A 23,480-nucleotide genomic window follows, 5' to 3' on the forward strand; every position below is an offset into this window, starting at 1 on the left:
GCAATCGCCCGTCCCGCTGCGCGAGATGAAAGCTCCGCGCGACGGGCGATTGCTCAACCCGCGCCAATAGGCGTAAATAACCACCGGGCTCCGGTCGTGGCTGGATGAAAGACCAGTGGCAGGTCACCAGGACAGCCCGACCTCGACCGGCCAGCCGGAAAGGGCCGAAGCCTCAAAATCGATGAACATCGGCGGCATCACGCCCCCGTTCCGCAGGCGCCAATACCACCGCAACTCGGCAAAGAAAGCCGATTCCTGGGTTCCGGGCTCACGCATTTTCTCCGTAGACATGTCGAGCCAGACATCGCCTTCCTCGGCCGTCGGCTCAGCACTCCTCCGCAACGCCTCTTGCGCCTTGCGGGGATGCGGTACATATTTTCGGTATACAATTGGAGTGCGAACTGATGGTAGCGGCGACCAAGCGCAAGACATCCCTGACACTTGATGCCGAGGCGCTTGACCGCGCGAAAGACCTGGGGATCAACGTTTCCGCAGTGGCAGAGACGGCGCTGATTAGGGCGGTCTCAGATGCCCGACGCAAGAAATGGCTAGAAGAGAACGCGGACGCCTTCGCGGCCCAATCGGACTGGCACGAACGTCATGGGCATCCGCTGGCCGACATCATCGCGGCGCCGGGAGCGTCTTCATGGAACACCTGACCCGCTATGACGTCGCGGAGCACAATGGCGTTTCCATGGTCGTCATCGAAAGCGACCTTCTGCCGCCGGACGCTTCCGTAGTCGTTATCCCACTGCTGTCTGGCTACCCTGCAGTGCGGCATTTGAACCCAGAACTGCGGCATGACGGCAGACGCCTGGTCCTTGCCACGCGACTGATCGCGGCTGTGCGGCGATCGCGTTTGCACCGAACCGGGAGCGTCGCTGATCAGGGAGATCTGATCACGCGGGCGGTAGATATCCTGATGACAGGCGTATAGTCCAGAAGGCCAATGCGATTTGCGGGCACGACCTCCCCTGGAAGAGTGTCGTGGAGCGACGACCGCGCGCCCAGTGATCAGCGGATGCCGCTCATCCTTCGTCGATGACGAAGCTCGGCGATTTCACTGTCTTGTAAGATGCGGAAACGCGAAGCGCCGAAGGACTCGGGGCATTCTTCATGAAGGTTTCCGCAGCCCCAAGGCTGCATCTGGGCCCGCCAAATTCAATGCGCATCCGACAAGGCTCACGAGCCAGTGGATCCTGACGAAATCCCGGCCCCGCCCGCCACAGACGAACAAAGGCCGGTTTATCGTTATTTGATTCAATCTGATAGGGCGTGTTACGCTCCTCCCTCATTGGAACAGAATTCATCGTTGAACGATCCAAGCCTCGCGAATGCGGAATCCGCTTCGTTCAGCGTCCAGTAATTGGGGGGTCACAATGGCCATTCGACCTGTTGTTCTTGCCAGCATGATTGCGATCACGCCGCTTCCGGCACTTGGTCAGAACCTTGATCCCGGTGATATCTTCAATCTCGGCAATCAGATCGTGAATGGGCTCCAGAAACCACAGACGAGCCCTCCACAACAGATCCCGTCGCCCTCGCAAGTGCCCGCCTACGATGCAAGCCAGGTCTACGAAGCGCAAACTCTGCTGGCGCGCCTCGGTTATGATCCGGGCCCGGCGGATGGCGTAATGGGCAGCCGGACTTCAAACGCGATACGTCAGTTCGAGACCGCACAGGGACTTCCACCAACCGGTCAGCCCAGCCCGGCACTGATCTCCAGGTTGCGGAGCGTCTCCGGATCCTCAGCCACCGCGAACCTCGGAACTGCAACACCGACGCCGGGCGGCCAGGCGATTACGCCAAGCTTCGATTGCGGCCGAGCCACCACTGAAGTCGAGATGGCGATCTGTCGGACACCGGAGCTTGCGCAGCTGGATCGGGTCCTTTCCGATACCTACTCGGCGCAAAGAAATTCCGCTTCAGCGATCCGTGCTCCTGCACTCGCGGCCGAGCAACGGGCATGGCTTGCCCAACGGGATCGCTGTGGCCGAGATGTCAACTGCCTGTCCAGAATGATGACCAACAGGATCGCGCAACTCGGCGGCGGAACGACCGTGGCCGATGGCACGAGCATGGCGCCCCAGGCTTCATCCCCGGCGACGTCGGGCAGCGCATCTGCTGCCAGCACCCCGAAACTGGCGGCCGAGATCCAGACGGTCGACGGGCGCCCGGTGATCTTCAACTACTACACCGGCCAGGAGAAGGAGGTGTGGAAGCTCTTCGAACTGGTCGGCATGATCCCGGATGACCCGCGGTTCTCGGGCGGAAACCTGCCGCTCTGGGCCGGCGATCTTCTCGGCACCGACGAATTGCGTGCCATTGCCGCGCAGGCTCAGAACGGTGCGCTTTCAACGCGCGTCGATACATTTCTTTCCACCCCGCGAAAGCCCTCCGGGATATCGACATCGGAGTTCATATCGCTGCAGCTGTTGGAGAACGATTTCGAACGTCAGCGTTTCGAAACCTTGCTCCGGCAGCGACTGGCGGGGGCTCTTCCGGGAATGCGGCCACAAACCCCGGTCCCCGTCCGCTTTTATTGCCTGCTGGAACTGAAGCCGAACCCCGAAACCGGTTCGCCGCTTTACGATTTCGAAACGCAGTCGTTCGAGATGGCCAATTTCAAGAAGACCTGCGCAACGGGCAACGAGGCCATGTCGGGCCGCCTACCCCGGGCCGCGCTCGGAACCATCAACCGCGGGCGCTTCCAGCCCAAGATTGAAACGGAAGCCTACCCCGCGAGGATCTTGCTCGCGCCGGAGCAAGCCGAGGATTTCGTCAATGTGATGGCCCGACACCGTATGGTCATTGGGTTCGATGCAGAGCTCGATGCGCATTCGGGACGCACGAAGGCCAACGACAGCGCCCCGGAAGGTGAGGCGGTTTCCCTCTACTCGATCCGCCGCACGGGGCCCTACAAGCTGTATTACGAAAGCCAGCCGGAACGGGCGATCTATGAGTTCCCCTCCGACCAGCTCAAGCCCAAGCCCCTGACGGAAGAAGAAAAGCGAGCGAGCAAGCTCGCTGACATGGACCGGGTCTGGTATTTCGACAACACAGATGAACATCAGGCGTTGCTGGATCTGGCGCAGCCGGCAGGCAGCTACTCCACGGATCTCTTCGCGGGTAGCGGCATCCTGACCTTCGGTACGAGCCCCGCAATCGAAAGCGGCGGATGGGAGCGCGTCACTTCGCCGGATCCGACGATCGGGCTGAACGATGGCTTCGACACGCGCTCATCGCGTCGTATCGCGCAGTCGCTTGGACGGCCCCAATCTTCTGTTTTCGCCGCCAGGATCAATCTTGCAGGACTTGGCGGCAGCCCGATCTCGCAGGTCTATGTCGCTCTGCCGGACGTGCTTGAGAGCTACAAACGCCCGGCCCCGGATGCTGGCGGCAAGTTCAGCCTCTGGGTGAATTTCCGGATGAAACAAGCCTGGAGACTTGAGGAGCAGGGGAACAAACCAGCGATCCTGATCTTCGCGGAGCCCGTTTCCGGGGCATATTATCAGCAGGATCTGCCCTATGGCGCGCCTGCGGTCCCGGTCTCCGAATTCCGGTTCGAAGGGAACGGGCCGGTTGATTTCGAGCGCTTCGCCCTGGCGCGTCCGCGCGACATCATCGCCGCTGTCGCAGAAGCGACAGGTGACGATCGGGTCGAACTTATCGGATCGCTCTATCCCCCGTCATCACAGGATTCCTTCGCGCGACAAGACGAGATCGAGATGCTCGCCTCGACGGCGAAAGCGATTGACCTTGGCGGATTCTGGATGACGGGGAATGGCCGATATGCCGAGTATGATTTCGCGACACAGACTTTCGGCTTCGACTATCTGAACCTGGCCTATTCGGCGATGCTGTCGCGGAATGAGGGGGGGATCCAGCGCGAGCAGCTCTTCCGCCTGACCAACGTCGGCGATAATGGCATTCGCTTCGCGATGGCGGAAGATGAGGCGCGACGACTGCAACAAGCGGCCGGCGGCGCCGACGCGATCTATCGCGCCCTGATCGTCGCCGAACCGCCCAACGGAAAGAGCGGCGTGGCCAGCTTGCCCATGTCCGCGCGCGTGGCCGAGATCGTCGTGCTGCAGGCCGGAAGCGATCCGCAGGTGGAAGTCGCGGCCAACGTCCTCGCTCGGATCGACCTAGCACCCGCCGGCAACGCGGCGGCCGCGGGCAGACCGGATGCGCAAGCCGCGGCGGCCCCAGGGGGGTACGACCTTCTCGATATCCGCATCCGGCAGGAGTTTGGCGCAGTCTTGCCAGGGATCGAGGAATCCTTCCGCCCCGAAACCGTCCTCTATGGTCGCAGGGACGTCTGGAAAGACCAGCAGAACCTGCCGAACATCGTCACGCCGACGATGCCGCTTGCCGAGTCGATCATCCTTGTGCGTAACGGCGGGACCGACAGCCTGACGATCTTCCACGAGCCACTGCTGCCCGAGGACCCCGTAACCGGCATCGCGCGGACACTCAGCTTTGCGGAGGGCGCGCGCCCCTCCCCGGACGCGGTGAAGGCCCTGCTGGTAAAGAAATACGGCGACTTCGCTCTGCAGCAAGGCGTCGCCTTCGACTGGTTTCGTGCCGTGCCGGTGCCTGAAGCCGCGCCTGATGGCGAACTGACCACCGGTGAGCTCATCCAGATCGAGACAGACAGACAGATGGCGCAGTCGAATGCGTTCAAATGCAGTCAGTTGCTTTCGAGTGCCGCCATGCAGCTTGATCATGAGGCGCAGTCGCTCAATCGCACCAACTATCCGGGCTTCGCAGACAAGACCTATCCGGTTGTTGGCCCGGACAATACGCAAGCCGCTTTACCCGGCTCCAATCCCCTTTGGCCGATCAGTTACTTCGACACGTCCTATGCCGAATGCGGTGAGGACCTCGTACTCGCGGTGATGGAGCCGGACTCGAATGGCCTGGTTTCCGCCCTTCGTGTGCTTGTCACGAACAGAGGTTATCTCGCGGAGATCGAGGCGCGGGCCAAGGCGGCCCTCATCAGCGACAATACGATCGCCGATGAGGCGATGCCGGAGATCAAATTGTAGGCTGGGGCGAACAGATGCATCGACCCAGCGGAATCTGCTCTGGTTGAGCTGCTAATCTGAATGCCTCGGCTGGTGTCGGCATGGCAAGAGCCTGGGCGTCTGTGAGTGTAGAACTGGATCCCGTCGCCGATCACGCGGCCGGCGTGGGCCAGGCTCTCGAAGCGGTGTCGATGGGGGCATTGCTCTTTCAGCGATCGGATCAGGCGTTCCATCATCCCGTTCTGGCTCGCGGGCAGCGCGGTGTGATGAACTCCTGTTTCAGGCCGTAGCGACGGATCATCGCCGTGTAGGCCCGGGACGTGAAGACCAGGCCATTGTCGCGTCGAGGAAGGAACGGCTGATCGACGTTCCCCAAAGGGCCTAACCTTGCGATCAGCGCATGCTCCAGCGCCGAGACTGCCGTGGACGCCTTGCCGCTGCGGGAGAGGTGCCATCCCAGCAGTTCCCGCGTGTGGCAGTCCATGACCTCCGATCGTTCAACATCGAAGTTTGCGACAAAACCGGCTCGGCGCGGTTTCCCCGGCGATCTTGGTCTTGCGCTCAGAAGCCGATTTCCAGCAGATCCCGGCCCCAGATCAGGCGGCCCGGGAAGATGTTGCAGATCTCCTGGGTGATGCGCTCGCGGACGCCGTCGATGTTGAGATGCGGACTTTGATGGGTGGTGATCATCGTTTCGACATTCGCGTCGCGGGCCATCTCGCCGATCATCTGGTGAAAGCCCCTTGTGCCGGTCGCCGTGGCGCGATCCATCAGCTTTGCACCAAAGACGTTGACGTATTGCACGAGAAGCTTCGCGTCCTTCGCGATCCGACGCAGCCCTTCGGGGGGGCCAAGCGCGGGGTCGCGGGTGATGTCGCTCGAATAGGCAAAGATGCCCTCGGCGAATTCCCAGCGCATCGCGTAGCTTATCAGGTAGGGCTGGTGATGCGGCACCTCGGCGAAGCCGACGCGCCAGCCTTCGCCTTCGACCACGGTGTCGCCGTCGATCTCGACGACTTCGATCCTTGGCCAGGGACGGGGCCCGGTACCGCCGCGCCCGTGATAGATCGCAAGGCTTTGGGGGTGGTTGGTCCGCGCCGTGAGGTCAAGCCTGAGCAGCCCGTCGGGTCCAAACGCCTTGGCCACGATATCGGCGATGCCGGGCGCGCCCCAGACCTGCAGCGGCGGCTGATCGGGCCCCGCGTGATCCCACCTGCAAAGCGCCAGCCGCATCAGGTCAAGCCAGTGGTCGAAATGCAGATGCGAGATGAAGACCTTGTCGATTTCAGTCACGTCGTGACCCGCCTCGACAAGCCGCTGAACGCTTCCGGGCCCGCATTCCATCATGATCTTCTCGCGGCCCGTTTCGATCAGGTAGCCCGACGAGGCGCGCTCTGCCGAGGCTTTGGGCGACCCGGAACCAAGGACTGTCAGTTTCATGCTACTCTTCCACCTCGTCGTGAGAAGCGGCCTGTTTCTTGTTCCTGGCCTCGCGCCAGAAGGCCGAGAACACCATGGCGCATGTGATCAGAATGAGGACGGCGCTGATGGGGCGCCCGAAGAACATCATCCAGACGGATCCTTCGATCTGGCCGAGCTGGAGCGAACGGCGGAACCCTTCCTCGGCCATCGGCCCGAGAATGATGCCAAGCACAATCGGCGGCAGCGGGAACCCGCCCCGGGCCAGCAGGATGCCAAGGACCCCGCAGGCGGCCGCGACGGCGACGTCGATCATGCTGTTGTGGTTGGCATAGGTGCCAATCAGCACCAGAAACAGCACCGTCGGGACGATGAAGGCCTTGCGCGTGCGCAGGATCAGCGCCAGCCCCGGCGCGAAAAGGCCGCCGACGATCAACATGAAGAGGCAGATCGGGAAGAACGAGAACATGAAACTGTAGACGAGACCGGCATGTTCCTGAAAGAGCCGGGGGCCCGGAACCAGCCCGTTCAGCGTCAGCGCGCCGAAGAGGATCGCGGCGCTGGCCGAGCCCGGAATGCCGAAGGCGAGAAGCGGCACGAGCGAGCCGCCCACCATGGAATTGTTGGCGCATTCCGACGCGATGATGCCTTCGGGGTTGCCCGTCCCCAGCTTGTCCGGTGCCTTGGCGAAGCGTTTCGCCTCGGAATAGGCGATGAAGCTTGCGATCGAGGCGCCCGCGCCGGGCAGGATGCCGACAAGCGTGCCGATCACACTGGATTGAAGAACCAGCAGGGGGCGGCGAAGGATGAACCCCGCCGTGGAGGCGAAAGATGCCGGGCGCGATGGCGCGGTGTTGCCGGTCCGGCCAGGTTTGGAGATCGCGGCGAACATCTCGGGTACCGCGAAGAAACCGATGACACAGGGCACCAGCGCAATGCCGGAATAGAAATGCGGGATGTCGAAGGTAAATCGCTGGTGGCCCGTCTGCTCGTCCAGCCCGACCGCCGAGATCGAAAGCCCGATCAGCGTGGCGACAACCCCCTTGGTGAAGTTCTTCGCGGTCAGATTGCAGACCATCGCCAGGCCCGCGATCGCCAGCCAGAACATCTCGGGCGATCCGAACTTGAGCGCAAACCGGGCCAGCGGCGGGGTGAAGAAGATCAGGATGATCGCGCCGATCACGCCGCCGATACAGGACGAGATCACGGCGGTGTCGAGCGCCTCCTTGGCGCGGCCCTGCTTTGCCATCGGGTAGCCGTCAATTGCCGTACAGACGGCGGCGGCGGTGCCGGGCGTGTTGATGAGGATGGCCGAGATCGAGCCGCCATACTCTGCCGCCATGTAGATCGCGCCAAGCACGACAAGGCCCTGCAGGGGTTCGAGCGTGAACGCGAAAGGCAGCAGAAGCGCGATGGTGATCGAGGCGCTGATGCCGGGCAGTCCCCCGCCGATCATGCCCACGGCGGCGCCGAGAAGCATGAGCAGCAGGAGCTTCAGGTCGGCCAGCTGGAGGGCCGCTGAAAGGATCTCATCGGTCATGGTCGCCCCGAATGCGGCGGCCCCGGCAAGACACCGGGAACCGCCATGAGAGAGGGATCAGTTTCCGGCAGCCTTCAGTTCCTCGAAGACGGCCTTGTTGGAGGCGATGAAGCCGTTCACCGCCGCATTGGTCTTTTCCGGACCCATGAACTCAACGACAAGCCCGGCCTTGGCGATATCCTCGACAAAACCGGGGTCCGCCACCAGCTTCTCGAACCCGGCGGCGAGATGGGCGACGACCTCATCCGGCATGCCGGCGGGGGCGGCGATGCCGCGGATCGAGGTCGAGACCAGATCCAGGCCGCCTTCGCGGAACGTCGGCGTGTCGGGGGTCAGCGGATAACGCTCCTCGCTCGCAACGGCGAGGAACCGGGTTTCGTCCGGTTGCTGGACGGCGAAGCCGGTATTGGTGATCATGACCTTGGTCTCGCCGCCGAGGAGCGCCTTGTACATTTCCGAGCCGCTGCTGTAGTGCACCTCGGCCAGATCAATGCCCGCCGCGTCTTCGAAGGCCCGATGCAGAAGGTAGTTCGGGCTTTGGACGCCGGGCAGGGCGTCGATGATCTTGCCGGGGTTCGCCTTCGCATCGTCGATCAGATCTTGCAGGGTCTGGTACGGGCTGTCGGCGGCCACGTAGACGCCGTTCGGGATCTGCGCGATCTGCACCAGCCAGTTGACGTCGGACACGCCGTATCCGATGTCGCCCATCTGGGTCGGAATGATCTGGTGCGGTAGGATGGCGACCGCGAGCGCGTAGCCGTCGGGGTCGTTGTTCTTCAGCATCTCGTTGATCGCGATCGTGCCGCTCGCGCCCGGCTTGTAGGCATAGTCGAAGTCTGCGCCGAGATATTGCGTTGCGTACTTGCCGATGGTCCGCGCCAGCGTGTCGGCCCCGCCGCCGGGATCGAAGCCGATCAACAGCTTGATCGGCTTTTCGGGATAGTCGGCCAGCGCCGGAGCCGCACCGGCGCAGAGGCCGGCCGCCGCGATGGCGCCCGCCGTCGCAAGGTTTCTTGCCAGGCTTCCGATCTCGATCATCTTTTCCTCCCTTTGTTGCGCCCCGGTGTCGGGGCGCGATTCAGAACCCGAGGACCCCGGGGACATCGACATGAAGCAGTTTCACGAACACGATCCACAGGCCCAGGGTCATCCCTGCGGCATAGGCGGCGATGCGGCCCAGTTCCCTGCGATCCGTCGGCCGGCCCAGCAACAGCCAGGACGCCAGTGCCAGAAAGATTGCGCCCGGCAGGACGAAACCGGCCCAGCTTGCCGCATAAAGCAGCGTCAGCCAGAGCAGCAGCAGGACAATCGTCGTGCCGGGGCGGTGTTCGTCACCGGCCGATGATCCCGATGAGACGGCAAGTTCACCCGATCTCAGCGCCCGGACGGACAGGATCGCCCCGCAAATCGCGAAACCGATCGCGATCAGCCGCGGGAACCCCGCCGAGGCATCCGGCATCGCCTTCGTCAGCCAGAAGATCAACCCGGCCGCGAAAAGCGCGCCGATGCCAGAGACAAGATTGATTTGCTGCTTGGACACGATCCCCTCCGGACAGGGCGACCCTAGAGCGCTTGCAGGCTATTGGGAATTAGGATTTCGATTTTGCCTCGATAAGATTATCTGATACCCTCGTCACATCATGGCGCATGGAATGCAAATCAATCAGCTAAGGTACTTTGTCGCCGCCGCGGAGGAGGGCAGCCTTTCGCGCGCCTCACGCGTCGTGCATGTCGCGCAGCCTGCGCTGACCCAACAGATCAAGAATCTCGAACACGCAGTTGGCACCACGCTTTTCGACCGTACGCCAAGCGGCGTGACGCTGACCGCGGCCGGCGGTGTGCTGCTCGGGCACGCCCGTCATCTTCTCGAAAGCCTGGAGCGCGCGCGGCTCGACGTGATCTCGACCGGCAGCGAGCTCCGGGGCGAGGTCGCGATCGCCATTCCGCGCATGATCTCGGCGATCCTCGCACCGGCGTTGCTGCGGCGCCTGAGCGAACTTCACCCCGGGGTATCGCTGCGGATCATCGAAGGAACGACGCTCTATTGCACCGAACTGGTCGAGAATGTGCGTGTCGATCTTGCGATTGGCGCCGCAGGCACCAAAAGCGCCAGCATCAGGTCGCGGAACTTCATGCGGCAGGATCTTTATCTGGTCGGCGCGGTCGAAAACAGGTTTGGCATCCCGGCCTCATCCGACCCGATCCCCTTCGCCGAGGCGGTGACCTATCCCCTCAGCATGATCCAGAAGCCCCATTCCCTTCAGGTCGAACTCGAAGAACTCGCGCGGGAAAGGGGATATTCCCTGAACGTGGTCTACGAAAGCGTCCTCGGCGCGGTGAACCGCCATGTCGTCTTCGGTGGTCTCGCATTCTCGATCCTTCCGCATATGTCGTTCGTCGAGAAACAGATGCTGGGCAAGGTCTTTGCCCGCCGCATCATCGAACCGGATCTGTGCCGGCACTATGACGTCCTCTGGCCAACGGCGCGCAAGATGAACGAGGCGACCCGTGCGATCGCCGATCTGATCGTGAATGAACGGGCGCGTTGGGGGTTCGACCAGGTATCGGATTAGCGCTTGGCCATGCGCGCCTCCCCCGCGCGACTTCCGTCGACTGCCAAGGCTTGCGACATCGTCCTGGTGATCACCTCGCGCCCGGCCTCGACCACCGGCCGCGCACCGAGGTTCGTGCTTCTGGCCAGAATGACGGGCTCGCGCGCGGTGGCCTCGGCGATCCGGATGGCGCTGAGTGGTGTCCCATCGTATGAGGTCGCGCTCGGCGGAACCGAGTAGCTGATGCCGATCCCTTCACCATTCGCGGCAAGAGAGCGCATGACCTCAAGCAGGTTCACACGGTGTGCGAAAACCGGTGAAAGGTCATGCTGGCGAAAAAGCTGCGTCCAATGCCGCAGGGACAAGCCGTCATCGAAAACGATCAGAGGTTCCCTGGCCAGGTCCGTCAGAGATACGCTGGCTTTTCCCGAGAAGCGGTGCTCTTTCGAGACGAAGGCGTAGGGCGCAATGTTCAGCAATGGCGTCTTTTCGAATTTCGAATGCAGTCCCAGATCAAAGGTGACGGCAAGGTCGATCCGGCCATCGGCCATGTCTTGCGCCAGATCGTTGAAGCTTCCCACCCGCCAGCGCACATCGATGCCTGGCAGCTCATCCCGAAGGTGCTTGACCAATGGCACCAGGAAAAAGGGAGCAAGATCGGTAAAGCATCCTATCGAAAGCGTGCCGTTCGCGAGGCCCTCGGTCTTGGAAGGGTCTTCAAGGCGGCGCGCGGTCATCAGCAGCGCCTCCACCTCGGCCACGTAGCGGATCGCAAACGGCGTCAGGCGAAGGGCCGTGCCCCTTCTGCGCAGGAAAAGCTTCTGTTCCAGCCGCGCCTCGACGACGCTCAGCGCAACCGACAGCGCCGGCTGGGAGATGTTGAGCGCCTCCGCGGCCGCGGCCATGCTGCCGGCGCGGGCCACGGCGACCACATATTCCATCTGGCGAAGCGTGACATATAACATGAGATTAAATATATACTAAAGATATATTATTTGAAACTAACGAATGCGCTTGGCATCGTGCGCCTTACAGGGAACGCGAGGATTGCCAAATTGACCCATCCGTTTGTCACCGAAGTCGACATCGCCACCTATCAGCGCGACGGCGTCGTCCTGATCAGGGGCCTGTTCAAGGACCACGTTGAAACACTCCGCCAAGGGATTGAGCGCAACATGGCGGAGCCTGGTCCCTATGCCGCCGAGAACCTGAAACCCGGCGAGGGCGGGCGCTTTTTCGACGACTACTGCAACTGGACCCGCATCCCCGAGTTCGAGGAGGTGATCCGCACCTCGCCCGCCGCCGAGGTCGCCGCCGACCTCATGGGCTCCGGGACGGTGCAGGTCTTCCATGACCACGTTCTGGTGAAGGAGCCCGGCACCTCGAAACCGACGCCGTGGCATCAGGACGGCCCCTACTATTTCGTCGAGGGCGCGCAGACCATCAGCTTCTGGTCGCCCATGGACCCCGTGCGGGACGCCAGCCTGCGCTGTGTCGCCGGGTCGCACAAATGGGAAAAGCCCGTGCTGCCGATGCGCTGGCTTTCGGAGGAGAACTTCTACCCCGATCCCGAGGCCTACATGCCGGTGCCGAACCCAGACGAGGAAGGCATGGACATCCGCGAGTGGGAGATGGAGCCCGGCGACGCCGTGGCCTTCAATTACGCCACGCTGCACGGCGCGCGCGGAAACAACGCCGCGACACGCAGGCGCGCCTTTTCGCTGAGGCTGCTGGGTGACGATGCCCGCTATGTGGAGCGTCCGGGCCGCACCTCGCCGCCGTTCCCGGGCCATGAGATGACCCCGGGACAGAAGTTGCGGGAAGACTGGTTCCCCGTCATCTGGAAACGCTGACATCCACACGGCAGATTGGCCGGAACGATGTCGGTCGCGGCATTCTTGGTGCCCTCGACCACGCCGGTTTGCAGCGAGGTGTAAAGCTCGCCCCAGCCAATCGGGGTGGCGTTGCCGCCAAGCGCGTTGATGAACTCGATCTGGAGCGGCGAGTTGATCGTGCGCATCTTCACGCCCTGAAGGTCGGCGGCGGACTTGATCAGCGTCTTGGTGGTGAAGAAGCTGCGCCAGCGGCCCGAGGACGGTGCATGACCGCTACCGGGTGACGCGCGCCGGCCGTCCGACCTTTGATGCGGTGATGCGCGGGCTCGACAGCCTGCGCAAGCATGGGGTGGAGCACAATGTCCTGATCACGGTTCACCATGCCAACGGCGGCAAGGGAAAGGAGGTCTACGGATTCCTGCGGAGCCTCGGGATCGACTTCATGCAATTCATCCCGATCGTGGAGCGTTCACCCGGCGTGGGCCTTGCCGGGGCGCCACAGGTGGACACGGCACCGGAAAACCACGTCACCGCCTGGGGCGTCAGCCCGGAAGCCTACGGCAAGTTCCTTTGCGATGTCTTCGACACCTGGTTCAAGCACGACAGCGGCAAGGTCTTCGTCCAGCATCTCGACGTTCAGCCCGGGCTTTGGCTGGGCCATCCGTCCTCGCTTTGCGTCTTCGCGGAAACCTGCGGCCATGCCCGGCGCCCGCCACGGAACGCCGGTCGCCTGAGGACCCGCGGGACCAAGCCCTACGACCAGACCGCCTTGACGGGCTTCCTTCCTCAGTCGGCCTCACAAAGGCGGCGCGCCACATCCGCATCGGTGATCAACGTGGAGGGAGAGAGCATCTTCATCGCCGCGCGGATGATCGTGACCTTGTTCCAGCCGCCCGAGGCGAGGACCAGCTTGCGCGCCCGGCGCAGGTCGAGGGGGGGAATGGCGAAGACACGCTCGTTCACCGGGTGATCGACGATCTCGCCCTGCGCGTTCACGAAGCGGCACAGGATATCGCCCACCGCACCCGCGCGTTCGAGCGACACGATCTCGTCCGGGGTGAGGAGGCCGTATTTCACGAAGATGGAATGGGGCGTGAGGTCGCCGAGCGACAGAAACGCCATGTCCAGCGACCCGGCGCGTTCGGCGAGCTCGACGATGCCGCCGTGCGCCATCAGCGCGTCGCGTGTGGCGGCGTCGGGCGCGAAGACCGGACCGGCCATCAGGAAGCATTCGGCGGACAGGCGGTCGGCGACCCTCCAGGCGAATTCGGAGGGGTTCACCTGCGACACGCGCGTCAGACCGCCCAGAAGCGAGATCACCTTGATGCCGTTGGCGGGCTTCTGTTCGATGAAGGGAACCCCGGCGGTCAGGGTCGAGCCCCAGCCGAGGCCGATCGACATGTCGGGGCGCAGTGAGGTGTTGAGATAGCGCGCCATTTCCGCGCCCACGATCCCGTTGATCTTGGAAGCGTCCTCGGGGGTCGGCACGACGATGGCGCGCTCCAGCCCCCAGAGGTCCTCAAGCCGGCGCTCAAGTTCGACGCAGGCCGAAAGCTTGGTGGTCACGCGGATCTGCACGCTGCCGTCGCCGCGCGCACTGGCCAGGATACGCAGCACGCGCGCGCGGGTCAGGCCGACGGTCTGGGCGACCTCGTCCTGGGTCATGCCTTCCATGTAGTAAAGCCACGCCACCCGGGTCTTCAGGTCGTCGTTGAGGTCCGCTTCGCTCACTGTGCCCCTCACTTCCCATGGACTGCGCGCCACGATGGGCGCGCAGAGTGTTTTGGTGCCGCGACGAAGCCGTTTCAATCCCTTCTGCGCAGCAGGTCAACCAGCACCGCCACCAGAACGACGCAGCCGACGATCACGCGCTGCCAGAAACCCGAGACGTTCAGAAGCACGGTCCCGTTCGCCAGCACCGCCAGCAGCAGCGCGCCAAGAACCGTGCCGACGATCGAGCCCTGCCCGCCGCGCAGCGAGGTGCCGCCGAGGATCGCCGCCGTGATCGCCCCCATCAGCCAGCCTTCCCCGACCGAGGGCTGGCCCGCGTCCATGCGGCTGGCGAAGAGGATCCCCGCGAGCGCGGCGAGCATACCGGCCAGGCCGAAGGCCACGAATTCCACCAGGCGCACCCGGATGCCGGCCAGGATGGCCGCGTCGCGGTTCCCGCCAACAGCGAAGATGTTGCGGCCCAGCCGGGTCTGGCGCAGCATCCAGATCAGGACGATGGCCGTGACGATGAAAATCAGGACCGGCACGGGAACGCCCGCGATATCGCCCTTGCCGAAAATCCCGAACTGTTCGCCCAGCGGCCGGATCGGGTAGCCCTTGGTGATGACCAGCGTCAGGCCCGCGAAGATCTCCCATGTCGCCAGGGTGACGATGAAGGGATTAAGCCTCAGCCCGGCCACGAAGACCCCGTTCAGCGCCCCAAGCGCGAAGCCGAAGGCCATCGTGAAAGGGATGATCAGGTAGGGATGGATGCCCCACTGCGTCAGCGCCAGCGCCCCGATGATCGAGGAAAGCCCCGCCGCCGCGCCCACCGAAAGGTCGATGCCGCCGACCAGCAGGACCAGCGTCTGACCAAGCGCCACGAGCCCGACGAAGGCCGCCTGCCGCATGACGACGGACATGTTGTAGGCCGACAGGAAATTGTCGGTGGCCAGCGCCAGCCCGAGGATCAGCGCGACGAGCGCGACCAGAACGCCGCTGCCCTCCCACGCCCAGAAGCGCGAGAGCGGGGAGGCCTGCTTGCGAGCCAGGGGCGACGAGATTTCGGATTTTTGCACGGTGTCCATGGGATCGCTCTCTCTTTCTGGCTCAGTTCATCGCCATGCGCAGCAGGCCTTCCTGGGAAGCCTCCCTGCGCTCGACGGTGCCTTTGACCTTGCCTTCATGCATGACCATGATCCGGTCGGCGACGTCGAGCAGCTCTTCCATCTCGGAGGAGATGACGATGATCGACAGGCCGCGTTCCTCGGTCAGCTTGCGCAGGACCGACTGGATCTCGAACTTGGCGTTGACGTCGATGCCGCGCGTCGGCTCGTCCATGATGAGCACATGGGCATCGCGCATCAGCCAGCGGGCGATGATGAACTTCTGCTGGTTGCCGCCCGACAGGCTGGTGATCGGGTCCTTCAGCGAGTTGAACTTGGCCTTCATCTGCCGGGCCAGCTTCTCGACCTCGGCCATCATCTCGCGGTTGCGCAGATGCAGGAGGCCCGTGAAGCGGTCGAGCGTCGGCAGCCCGGTGTTCTCCGCGATCGAGAGGAGGGGGAAGATGCCCTCCTGCTTGCGCTCCTCGGGCAGGTAGATCAGCCCGGCCTGGATCGCCTCCAGCGGGCTGCGGAAGGCCACGTCCCGGCCGTTGAGCGTGATCAGCCCGGCCTCGGCGCGGGTCGCGCCGAAGATGCATTTGGCCATTTCCGTGCGGCCCGATCCGACAAGCCCCGAAACACCAAGGATTTCGCCCTTGCGCAGGGTGAAGGACACGTCCTGGAATTCGTGGGCGCGGGTCAGGCCCTGGACCTCCAGCACCGTGTCGCTCGCCCCGAGGATGCGTAGGGGCTGGGCGCCGGCCTTGGGCGGCCGGCCGGCCATCATCGTCACCATCCGCTCGCGGCTCGCCTCCTCGGGCGTGATCTCTCCGACATGGACGCCATCGCGCAGGACCGTGATGCGGTGCGACAGGCGGCGGACCTCGTCCAGGCGGTGCGAGATGTAGAAGGCAGAGCGTCCCTCGCGGGCAAGGTTCTCGATATAGGCCATCAACGCCTCTTCCTCGCGGTAGGTGAGGGTGGCGGTCGGCTCGTCGAAGATCAGCACGCGCGCCTCGGTGGCGGCGGCGCGGGCGATCTGGACCAGCTGCTGCTGGGCCTTGGAAAGCTCGGACACGCGGGCGGAGGGATCAATCGAGTGATCGACCTCATGCAGGTGGCGCGTGGCCTCGGCGCGGGTCTTGCGCCAGTCGATGTGGAAGGCGGCGCCGCAATGGGCGCCCAGCATGATGTTTTCGGCCACGCTCAGATGCGGGACCAGGCTGATCTCCTGCGGGGCGATGGCGATGCCGCGGGCCTGCGCGTCCTTGGGAAGGTGAAAGTGGACCGGTTCGCCATCCACCAGAAGCTGCCCCTCGGTGGGCGAAAGGCGGCCGCAGATGATGTTCATGAGCGTCGACTTGCCCGCCCCGTTCTCACCGATGATCGAGTGGACCTCGCCCGGGAAAAGGGTGATCGACACATTCTTCAGGGCCGTCACCGGGCCGAAGGACTTCGTCACATTGCGCGCTTCGAAAACGGGAACCGGGGTGTTCATCGCAAGGTGCCTTCTGGGTTGCGCCCCGGGCCGAACGGCGGCCCGGGGCTTGATGTGCCGGGCCGCGGCAGGCGCAGCCCGACGGGGAGGGACGCTTACTTGCAGTCGTCCTTGGTCAGGAAACGGGAGCCGGTGTTGTGGAACATCGGATAGGTGTGGTTGGCGTTCATGGCGACCATGTAGGTGACGGCCCAGTAGCCCATGTCCCACTGGCGTTGCGCCTTGAGCGCATCGATTACGCCGGAGCAGACGAAGTCCACGGCTTCGGGCAGGTCGTCCATGCCGACGATATGCACCTGGCCAGCCTTGCCCGCGTTCTGCACCGCCCGCGCCGCGCCGATGGGGTTCGAGGCGTTGGAGCCGAAGATACCATCAAGATCGGGATGTGCCGAGAGGACGTTTTCCGTCAGCTCGACGGCCTTTTCCAGGATGTCGTCATCGGGCTGTTCGAAGACGATCTCCATCTCCGGGTGCTTGGAGAGCGCGTCCTTGAAGCCGGTGATGCGCTCGACGTGGTCGGAGGCGGTGAGGCTGCCCGACAGGATCGCGATCTTGCCCTTGCCGCCGAGGATCTCGGCCAGGCGCTCGCCCAGGTCATAGCCGTCCTGAACGCTGCTCTTGGGGCCGATGAACGGGAAGGCGTCGTCGCAGAAGGAGTTGAAGTTGATGACGTTGATGCCGGCCTTCACGGCCTCGTTCATCAGCTGCACGTTGGTTGCGCGGTCAAGGCAGGCCACGGCCAGGCCGTCCGGGTGGCGGCCGATGTTGGCCTCGATGCGCTGGTTCTGGTCGACCACGTCGGCCTGCGGCGGCTGGTCCCAGATCACGTCGATCTCGATGCCGCGCTGTTTGAATTCCTCCACCGCGAAGGCCGCGCCGGCGGCGACGACGTCATACCAGGGGTGGATCACCTTCGGAACGAAGACGAAGGTCAGCTTGTGGTCGATCGGCTTGATCAGGTCGCCCTGATCCTGCGCCTGGGCGGCCATCGGCATGGCCATCGCGGCCATCATGGCGGCGATGATCCCGAACTTGACCCTGGATTTCATGGTAGTCTCCTCCTGCGTTTGGGCTTGGGGCACGAAGCGTGCCGGTTTGAAGGCGGCGGGCTGCTCAGCACGCCACGTCTTCCGTCTCCGTCACGAGGATCGCGGCGGTGGACATGAACTTCTGAACCTGGTCGAAATCGCACACGCCGGCCTGGGAGCCGAGGCCGGTCGCGTTCAGCGCCGAGCACGCCTGCGCGAAGCGCACCGTCTCCACCGGGTCCATCCCCCGCAGGAGGCCGGCGGCGAAACCTGCGTTGAACACGTCGCCGCAGCCGCAGGTGCATTTCAGGTCGATCCTGAAGGCCGGGACCTGGAAGATCGTGCCATCCCGGTGGTGATAGTAGGCCCCGTCGGCGCCAAGCGTGAAGACGCAGCAGGTCGCGCCAAGGCCGATGAAAAAGCGGGCCATCTCGCCCTTGTCCGTGAGGCCGGTCAGCGCCTCGGCCTCCTCGATCGAGGGGATGAAGTAGTCGGTGTAGGGCAGCACGGCCTGGACGTCGGGCAGATCGTCCTTCGAACCGGCAAAGACATCGACGGTGGTGATGCAGCCGCGCCCCTTGGCGTGTTTCATCAGCGCGGCGTTGCCTTCGCCGTCCATCGCGTCCATCAGCCCGACGCCGCCCAGGTGGAACACCTTGGTGTCGGTGATCGCGTCGAAACGCTCCGGCGCCACCACGAAGGCGCCGGTTGCGCCCTTGACGTGCAACGCCGGGCGGGAACCGTCCGCGCGCGTCAGCACGATGGAGCTGGAGGTCGGCACGCCGGGGCAGCGGCGCAGGTCGGTCTGGTCGATGCCGAACTGGGCGATGCGCTGCTGGACCCAGTCGCCCATCATGTCCTCGCCGATGCCGCCAACCGCGCAGGTCTTCAGCCCCAGCTTGGCCCCGACGATCGCGGACGTACCCGCCGCGCCAGAAACGGCGAGCGCGATTTCATCCAGCAGAAAGGTGCCGCCGCCCGGAGGAACCGCGGTGAAGGGCCAGCCCAGGCAATCAAAGGTGTAGAACCCTACAGATGTATAGTCATACGACACTTTGTTCCCTCCGTTTCGAACTTGTCCCTATAGTGGATGAACAATCGAATGGCTGTCAACATAAATGTGCCGTCATAAAGCGCGCAGAAGCCGACATATACGGGGAGCGCCGGTCCTATATCGGAAATTATGCCGAACAATTGCTTTTGTGTGGCGCAGTTTGTTTGAACTATGGTATTCACGAAATAACAACTGTTGGAAGTGGAGCCCGATTGTGAAAGCTGCCATCCTGAAAGCCCCGAACGAAATCTCGCTCGAAGAGGTCGCCAACCCCGCGCCGATGCCGGGTGACGTCGTGATTCGCGTTCGCGCCGCCACGATCTGCGGCACCGACATCCGCATCTACCGAGGGCGCAAGACCGCCGGGGTGCGCTATCCCTCTGTGCTGGGACATGAATTCGCCGGCGAAGTCGTGGATGCGGGCGGGCATGCGGGCCTCGCCCCCGGCGACCGCGTCGGGCTCTGCCCCTTCATCGCCTGCGGGCATTGCCACCTGTGCAAGACGGGGCATGAAAATCTCTGCACGGGCGGCAGCGCGGTGGGCTACGAGATCGACGGCGCCTTCGCGGAGATGATTCGAATCCCGGCCCAGGCGGTCGCTGCCGGGAACCTGCGCCACCTGCCCGACCACATGAGCTATGAGGAAGCCGCCCTGGTCGAGCCCCTGTCCTGTGTCCTGAACGGCCAGAACAAGGTGGGCGTGTCCTCCGCCGATACGGTGGTGGTCCTGGGCGCCGGGCCGATCGGCCTTCTTCACGTCCATCTGGCCCGCCATCGCGGCGCGAAGCGTGTCATCGCATCGGACCCCAACGCCACCCGCCGCGCGGCCGCCCTTGCCGCTGGTGCCGACGCGGTGATCGATCCCCTGGCCGAGGACGCCCTCGCGCGGGTCCGCGAAGAAACCGGCGGCCAGGGCGCGGATGTGGTGATCTGCGCCATCGGCGTGCCCGCGCTCGCCCGCCAGGCGACGGACCTCGCGGCCTTCAGCGGCCGGATCAGCCTCTTCGCGGGCTTTTCCAAGGGCGAATTCGCCGAGATGGACGTGAACGCGATCCACTACCGGGAACTGACCGTCACCGGCGCCTTCGGCCTGTCGCGCCGGGACTTCGACCAGTCCTTCGACATGATCGCCAGCAGGCAACTCGACCTCAAGCCGATGATCACCCACAGCTATCCGCTCTCGGACATATCCGACGCGCTTGCGGTGGCCGAAAGCGGCGCCGCGATCAAGGTGGCGGTCCGAAATGCCTGAGGTGCAGGACGTCGACGTCCTGATCCTGGGCGGCGGGATCAACGGCTGCGGCACGTTCCGCGATCTGTGCGCCCAGGGCGTTGACTGCCTGCTGCTGGAGCGCACCGACTTCTGCGCGGGCGCTTCGGCGGGGTCCTCCCGCCTGATGCACGGCGGCCTGAAATATCTTGAGACCGGAGAGTTCCGCCTGGTGCGCGAAAGCGCCGAGGAGCGGAACCGCCTGTTGTCCAACGCGGCGCATTACGTGCGCCCGCTGCCCTCGATCCTGCCCCTGCGCAGCCGGTTCGGCGGGATCGTCCCGTCGATCCTGCGCTTTCTGCGCATCGAGGCGAAACTGTCCGACCGTGGGTCGCTGATCACGCGGCTGGGCCTGACGCTTTACGACATCTATGGCCGCAACTTCGCGGCGATGCCCCGCCACCGGATGCTGTCGCGGGCGGCACTCGACCGGGCCGTTCCGGGGCTTGACCCCGCGATCATCGGGGCGGGGCTTTATTACGAGGGCCAGCTCAGCCACGCCGAACGGCTTGGCCTTGAACTGATCCTGGACGGAGAGGCGCTGAACCCTGCCTCGCGGGCCCTGAACCATGTGGTGGTCGAGGGTCAGGCGGACGGCATCGTCTCCTACAGCCATGGCGGCGAAGCCCACCTGGTCCGGCCAAAAGTCATCGTGAACGCGGGCGGGGCGTGGATCGACCGGGTCAACGCCGCGCTGGGGCTGGAAACGCGGCTGATGGGCGGGTCCAAGGGCGCGCATCTGGTGGTCGAGAACCCGGCGCTTTTCAAGGCGCTGAACGGCCACATGGTCTATTTCGGAACGGCGGACGGGCGGGTCAACCTCGCTTATCCCTTCATGGGGCGCGTCCTGATCGGCTCGACCGACATCAAGATCGACGACCCAGACACCGCGACCTGCGACCGGGACGAGGCGGATTACCTGCGCGGCGTCATCGCCGAGATCTTCCCCGGCATCCCGGTGAGCGAGGACCAGGTGAAGTTCCGCTTCAGCGGGGTGCGGCCGCTGCCGCGCGCCGATGGCGATATCGGCCTGGTGACCCGCGACCATTCGGTGTCAGAGCAGGCCCTGCCCTGCGGCACACCGATCCTGTGCCTGATTGGCGGGAAGTGGACCACCTTCCGCGCCTTCGCAGAGATGGTGACGGACGACATCCTGCACCGGCTTGACTGCGCGCGCCGCTGCCGCACCGACCAGATGCAGATCGGTGGCGGGAAGGGCTATCCCCGCCCCGAGGACCGCGCCGCCTGGATCGACCGCTGTGCCCGCGAAACCGGGGTGCCGCGCGCGCGTGCGGCCGTCCTGCTAGACCGCTATGGCACGCGCGCCAGCCGCATGGCCGCCGATCTGGGCGCGGACCAGCCGCTGCAAACCCTGCCCGCCTACAGCCGCGAGGAGCTCTTGTGGCTCATCCGCCATGAACGGGTGGGCTCGGCCGAGGACCTGATCCGACGCCGCACCGACATCGCCATTTCGGGACGCTTGACCGAGGCGGTCAAGGCCGAGATCGAGGCCCTTTTCGCTGGCGCGGCCCTGTCCTGACGAGCTGCCGAAGACGCCAGTAAGGCGGAACAGCTTCCCGGCCGGAGAGAGAGCCGGCCTGCGGCCCACGGGGGCCAGCGCCTTACCGGATGTGCGGCAGATCAAGTCGTGCAGAAGGCGCCGCAATGACTGCTCAGAGCTGAGCCCTGCGCCGCGTCTCCAATGACGATTACGGCCATGGATGTTAGGCTTAGAGAAAACCGGGGGAAAATGGAACGCGAGAGACTACCTGTCGTCACGCATTACACACGCAACAATCTGATGGAGCGCATCCGTTCTGCATTGAGACAGGCGGGTCATGATCCCGACACCCCGACCATTGAGATGCTCAGCGAGCTAGATCATCTGCATGGCGGGGGCTTCGCCACGACCGAGGCGCAGATGGAAGTCGCGGAAATCCCCAGAGGCTCCCACGTCCTCGATGCCGGGTGTGGCATCGGCGGCCCGAGCCGCTTCTTGGCGAGCCGATATGACTGTACGGTGGACGGCATCGATCTTACGCCAGAATATATTGAGGTCGGCAGCCAGCTGAACAAACTGACGGGATTGGATGACAAGATTAGTTTGAAGATAGGCAGCGTGACAGAGCTGCCGTATGAAAACCAGTCGTTCGATGTCGTTCTTTGTCAAAACGTATCCATGAATGTCGATAACAAAGCAGGCATGTTCGCCGAGGCGTTTCGTGTACTCAAGCCGGGTGGCATCTACACGATGAGCCATCTAGCGGAAGGACCAAACGGTCCACCCATCTACCCGCTTCCTTGGGCTCTAACGCCTGAAGTGAGCTTCCTCGACACTCCTGAGCTGATTTTGACAATGCTTGGGCAGACGGGCTTTGAGTGCATTGAGAACAGGGCGGAGGCCGCGCGATCCAGACCCGGAGGCGGCCCCCAGCCCGGGACGATTGGCGCGGCGCCGGCGATGGGCGACGACATGCCGGAGCGAACCGGACACAGTGCCAGATCGGTCCAGGAAGGGCGGTTGGTATCGATGATGATCGTAGCAAAACGCCCGGCGTGATGGATGCCGCGCAAGGGATGAACGGGTGCGATGCGCGCAAAGCTGACATTGGCGATGGCGAGGTTGGCCCATAACGGCCGTTGACCGACCGCAGTCATGCCGCAGAGCGGCTTCACCAAGCCGGCCGGTAGTTCCGCGCGCAGCATTTCAATGGGGCAAAATCGGCCCGACGCGCAATGCCGTGTTTCACAAGGAATAGACCTCTTTCACCTTCCCGAAACCGTAGCCTATGTGAACGCGCTGAATGTAGCCGATTGCTTCCGCGTCACCGCGTTCCACCGCGATGATAAGGTCGGTCAGTTCCTTGACAAGCGCCTCGCTGACTTCGGGTCCCATGGTGTCGGCCACGCGGTGCCAGGTGCTGGCCGCTTGGACATAGGCCTGCAACCACATCGAACGCAGCGAAGTATTGCCGATCATAGAAGCAATCAACTCGTTCAGTTCATGGTTGATGGCAAGATAGTCATCCGCGGAAAAGCGCGAATGCATGGTAAGGGCCCGGTCCAGCAAGCGCTGAAGAGCGGCAAGGTGGGCAGGCCCGGGCGTTATCGGTGACAGCCTGCCGATCAGGCATGCAAGCTCAAGCCGCATTTCGTAGACATGCCGGATCTGCTCGGCCGTGAGGCTCACCACCACCGTGCCGACGCCGTTGCGCGACACGATCAGCCCGAGATGGCTGATCCGGTTCAGCGCATCGCGGACCGGGGTCCGGCTGACGCCGAATTCACGCGCCAGCTCGGCCTCCTTCAGCTGGTCACCCGGCTGGTATTTCAGCAGGCAGATCCGCTCCAGCAGGAGGCGCTGGATCGCCGTTGCATCGACCTTCGGTTCCGGCGGATCGATGAGTTCTGCTTCCGGTGTAACGTCCACCCCATTCT

General features: G+C 63.9%; 22 protein-coding genes and 1 pseudogene. 8 read left to right on the top strand and 15 right to left on the bottom strand.

What is annotated here, in order from left to right; all coding sequences use genetic code 11:
- Positions 1-123: 123 nt before the first annotated feature.
- Positions 124-276, bottom strand: coding sequence for a hypothetical protein (locus OE647_RS18465; protein WP_263723238.1), 153 nt, complete (start codon positions 274-276; stop codon positions 124-126).
- Positions 277-404: 128 nt separating this feature from the next.
- Here OE647_RS18465 and OE647_RS18470 point away from each other — a divergent pair, with 128 nt between their 5' ends.
- From OE647_RS18470 to OE647_RS18480, 3 genes are all read left to right on the top strand, one after another.
- Positions 405-659, top strand: coding sequence for a type II toxin-antitoxin system CcdA family antitoxin (locus tag OE647_RS18470; protein WP_263723239.1), 255 nt, complete (start codon positions 405-407; stop codon positions 657-659).
- Entirely contained in the window at positions 647-937 is a 291-nt protein-coding gene (locus tag OE647_RS18475; RefSeq protein WP_263723240.1) for a CcdB family protein, read from the top strand. The genes OE647_RS18470 and OE647_RS18475 overlap by 13 nt, the downstream gene beginning before the upstream one ends.
- 442 nt (positions 938-1,379) lie before the next feature.
- Positions 1,380-5,051, top strand: coding sequence for a peptidoglycan-binding protein (locus OE647_RS18480; protein WP_263723241.1), 3,672 nt, complete (start codon positions 1,380-1,382; stop codon positions 5,049-5,051).
- On the opposite strand, the gene OE647_RS20220 is transcribed toward OE647_RS18480, so the two are convergent.
- The 6 genes from OE647_RS20220 to OE647_RS18505 form a co-directional block, all read right to left on the bottom strand.
- Positions 4,961-5,266: a hypothetical protein gene (locus OE647_RS20220; RefSeq protein ID WP_412174980.1), complete on the bottom strand. Its 306-nt coding sequence runs from the start codon at positions 5,264-5,266 to the stop codon at positions 4,961-4,963. The genes OE647_RS18480 and OE647_RS20220 overlap by 91 nt on opposite strands.
- Positions 5,263-5,514, bottom strand: coding sequence for a DDE-type integrase/transposase/recombinase (locus OE647_RS18485; protein ID WP_263723242.1), 252 nt, complete (start codon positions 5,512-5,514; stop codon positions 5,263-5,265). The genes OE647_RS20220 and OE647_RS18485 overlap by 4 nt, the downstream gene beginning before the upstream one ends.
- Positions 5,515-5,591: 77 nt before the next feature.
- On the bottom strand, positions 5,592-6,470 hold the full coding sequence (locus OE647_RS18490; protein WP_263723243.1) for an MBL fold metallo-hydrolase: 879 nt from the start codon (positions 6,468-6,470) through the stop codon (positions 5,592-5,594).
- Between the two features lies 1 nt (position 6,471).
- Positions 6,472-7,989 (bottom strand): tripartite tricarboxylate transporter permease, encoded by a 1,518-nt coding sequence (locus tag OE647_RS18495; protein ID WP_263723244.1) that lies wholly within the window; start codon positions 7,987-7,989, stop codon positions 6,472-6,474.
- 57 nt (positions 7,990-8,046) lie between these two features.
- Entirely contained in the window at positions 8,047-9,027 is a 981-nt protein-coding gene (locus tag OE647_RS18500) for a tripartite tricarboxylate transporter substrate binding protein (protein WP_263723245.1), read from the bottom strand.
- Between the two features lie 40 nt (positions 9,028-9,067).
- Positions 9,068-9,529 carry a tripartite tricarboxylate transporter TctB family protein gene (locus OE647_RS18505; RefSeq protein WP_263723246.1) on the bottom strand — a complete coding sequence of 154 codons (462 nt, stop codon included), beginning with the start codon at positions 9,527-9,529 and terminating at the stop codon, positions 9,068-9,070.
- 112 nt (positions 9,530-9,641) lie between these two features.
- Here OE647_RS18505 and OE647_RS18510 point away from each other — a divergent pair, with 112 nt between their 5' ends.
- Complete coding sequence (locus OE647_RS18510; RefSeq protein ID WP_263723247.1) at positions 9,642-10,562, top strand: LysR family transcriptional regulator; 921 nt, start codon at positions 9,642-9,644, stop codon at positions 10,560-10,562.
- On the opposite strand, the gene OE647_RS18515 is transcribed toward OE647_RS18510, so the two are convergent.
- Positions 10,559-11,506 (bottom strand): LysR family transcriptional regulator, encoded by a 948-nt coding sequence (locus OE647_RS18515; RefSeq protein ID WP_263723248.1) that lies wholly within the window; start codon positions 11,504-11,506, stop codon positions 10,559-10,561. The two genes, OE647_RS18510 and OE647_RS18515, sit on opposite strands and share 4 nt — an antisense overlap.
- Before the next feature lie 90 nt (positions 11,507-11,596).
- Between OE647_RS18515 and OE647_RS18520 the strand changes: the two genes are divergently transcribed.
- On the top strand, positions 11,597-12,394 hold the full coding sequence (locus tag OE647_RS18520) for a phytanoyl-CoA dioxygenase family protein (protein WP_263723249.1): 798 nt from the start codon (positions 11,597-11,599) through the stop codon (positions 12,392-12,394).
- On the opposite strand, the pseudogene dctP reads toward OE647_RS18520, so the two are convergent.
- The 6 genes and pseudogenes from dctP to OE647_RS18545 form a co-directional block, all read right to left on the bottom strand.
- A pseudogene (gene dctP / locus OE647_RS20225) lies at positions 12,289-12,612 on the bottom strand (TRAP transporter substrate-binding protein DctP); the annotation flags it as partial. The gene OE647_RS18520 and the pseudogene dctP sit on opposite strands and share 106 nt — an antisense overlap.
- Positions 12,613-13,162: 550 nt before the next feature.
- Positions 13,163-14,107, bottom strand: a complete 945-nt coding sequence (locus tag OE647_RS18525) for a sugar-binding transcriptional regulator (RefSeq protein WP_263723250.1) — start codon at positions 14,105-14,107, stop codon at positions 13,163-13,165.
- Positions 14,108-14,181: 74 nt separating this feature from the next.
- A complete protein-coding gene (locus OE647_RS18530; RefSeq protein ID WP_263723251.1) occupies positions 14,182-15,174 on the bottom strand; it encodes an ABC transporter permease in 993 nt (330 codons plus the stop codon).
- Positions 15,175-15,196: 22 nt separating this feature from the next.
- Positions 15,197-16,690, bottom strand: coding sequence for a sugar ABC transporter ATP-binding protein (locus tag OE647_RS18535; RefSeq protein WP_263723252.1), 1,494 nt, complete (start codon positions 16,688-16,690; stop codon positions 15,197-15,199).
- Between the two features lie 95 nt (positions 16,691-16,785).
- Positions 16,786-17,739, bottom strand: coding sequence for a substrate-binding domain-containing protein (locus OE647_RS18540; protein WP_263723253.1), 954 nt, complete (start codon positions 17,737-17,739; stop codon positions 16,786-16,788).
- 64 nt (positions 17,740-17,803) lie between these two features.
- A complete protein-coding gene (locus OE647_RS18545; RefSeq protein WP_263723254.1) occupies positions 17,804-18,772 on the bottom strand; it encodes a carbohydrate kinase family protein in 969 nt (322 codons plus the stop codon).
- A gap of 214 nt (positions 18,773-18,986) precedes the next feature.
- On the opposite strand from OE647_RS18545, the gene OE647_RS18550 reads away from it, so the two are divergent.
- The 3 genes from OE647_RS18550 (at position 18,987) to OE647_RS18560 (ending at position 22,602) form a co-directional block, all read left to right on the top strand.
- A complete protein-coding gene (locus tag OE647_RS18550; protein ID WP_263723255.1) occupies positions 18,987-20,024 on the top strand; it encodes a zinc-dependent dehydrogenase in 1,038 nt (345 codons plus the stop codon).
- Positions 20,017-21,582, top strand: coding sequence for a glycerol-3-phosphate dehydrogenase/oxidase (locus OE647_RS18555; protein ID WP_263723256.1), 1,566 nt, complete (start codon positions 20,017-20,019; stop codon positions 21,580-21,582). Before OE647_RS18550 ends, OE647_RS18555 begins: the two co-directional genes overlap by 8 nt.
- Before the next feature lie 210 nt (positions 21,583-21,792).
- Positions 21,793-22,602 (top strand): class I SAM-dependent methyltransferase, encoded by an 810-nt coding sequence (locus OE647_RS18560; protein WP_263723257.1) that lies wholly within the window; start codon positions 21,793-21,795, stop codon positions 22,600-22,602.
- A 186-nt stretch (positions 22,603-22,788) separates the two neighbouring features.
- On the opposite strand, the gene OE647_RS18565 is transcribed toward OE647_RS18560, so the two are convergent.
- The gene (locus tag OE647_RS18565) at positions 22,789-23,472 is read right to left on the bottom strand and encodes a GntR family transcriptional regulator (RefSeq protein WP_263723258.1); all 684 of its coding nucleotides are present in this window, start codon (positions 23,470-23,472) and stop codon (positions 22,789-22,791) included.
- Positions 23,473-23,480 lie beyond the last annotated feature (8 nt).

The organism is Albidovulum sediminicola (genome assembly GCF_025751575.1).
Lineage (GTDB): Bacteria > Pseudomonadota > Alphaproteobacteria > Rhodobacterales > Rhodobacteraceae > Albidovulum > Albidovulum sediminicola.